Below are 877 nucleotides of genomic sequence, written 5' to 3' on the forward strand. Positions count from 1 at the left end.
CTCCATAAAGTGTTTGACTTGCTCGTTTTTGTGACTAAAAGTCACGTTGACGAAGCTTGCGCTTCATTCATTGTTTGTATCCGAAGATACGTTTTTTGCCTCATCGTTCAGTTTTCAAAGTTCGTCAAAGAAAAAAATGGTGGAGCCTAGCGGGATCGAACCGCTGACCTCCTGCGTGCAAGGCAGGCGCTCTCCCAGCTGAGCTAAGGCCCCATTAAAGGGATTAAATTGAAGATGGTCGGGAAGACAGGATTCGAACCTGCGACCCCTTGGTCCCAAACCAAGTGCTCTACCAAGCTGAGCTACTTCCCGAAAAGTGCACCCTGAGAGATTCGAACTCCCGACCCCTTGATTCGTAGTCAAGTACTCTATCCAGCTGAGCTAAGGGTGCGGGGTATAATGGATCAAACAGTAATTATAATTAAAAATGGTACCGAGGGCCGGAATCGAACCGGCACGGGGAAACCCCCGCAGGATTTTAAGTCCTGTGCGTCTACCAGTTCCGCCACCCCGGCAGGGTTTTAAAGGTAGAACCTAAATTCTGGTTAAGAATCTTCGGTGATATTTAAATGAAAATGGTGCCGGCAACAGGAGTCGAACCCGCGACCTACTGATTACAAGTCAGTTGCTCTACCAGCTGAGCTACACCGGCAAGTGTAAATAAAAATGGTGGAGGATGACGGGATCGAACCGCCGACCCTCTGCTTGTAAGGCAGATGCTCTCCCAGCTGAGCTAATCCTCCATATGTACGCCTGGCAGCGTCCTATCCTCACAGGGGGAAGCCCCCAACTACTTTCGGCGTTCAAGTGCTTAACTTCCGTGTTCGGCATGGGAACGGGTGTGACCACTTGGCTATCGCCACCAGACATCTATTAT

General features: G+C 49.8%; 6 tRNA genes and 1 rRNA gene. All 7 read right to left on the bottom strand.

Going from position 1 to position 877, the window contains the following annotated elements:
* Positions 1-137: 137 nt before the first annotated feature.
* The 7 genes from KNQ04_RS15520 to rrf all read right to left on the bottom strand — a co-directional run bounded on the left by KNQ04_RS15520 (position 138) and on the right by rrf (position 867).
* Positions 138-213: transfer RNA gene (locus KNQ04_RS15520), tRNA-Ala, on the bottom strand.
* Positions 214-235: 22 nt separating this feature from the next.
* Positions 236-312: transfer RNA gene (locus KNQ04_RS15525), tRNA-Pro, on the bottom strand.
* A 5-nt stretch (positions 313-317) separates the two neighbouring features.
* Positions 318-391 (bottom strand) — tRNA-Arg (locus KNQ04_RS15530).
* Between the two features lie 37 nt (positions 392-428).
* Positions 429-515 (bottom strand) — tRNA-Leu (locus tag KNQ04_RS15535).
* Positions 516-576: 61 nt separating this feature from the next.
* Positions 577-652 (bottom strand) — tRNA-Thr (locus tag KNQ04_RS15540).
* A 15-nt stretch (positions 653-667) separates the two neighbouring features.
* A tRNA-Val gene (locus KNQ04_RS15545) sits at positions 668-743 on the bottom strand.
* An 8-nt stretch (positions 744-751) separates the two neighbouring features.
* A 5S ribosomal RNA gene (gene rrf / locus KNQ04_RS15550) occupies positions 752-867 on the bottom strand.
* Between the last annotated feature and the right edge of the window lie 10 nt (positions 868-877).

Origin of the sequence: Exiguobacterium sp. s193 (assembly GCF_018618755.1) — a bacterium.
Lineage (GTDB): Bacteria > Bacillota > Bacilli > Exiguobacteriales > Exiguobacteriaceae > Exiguobacterium_A.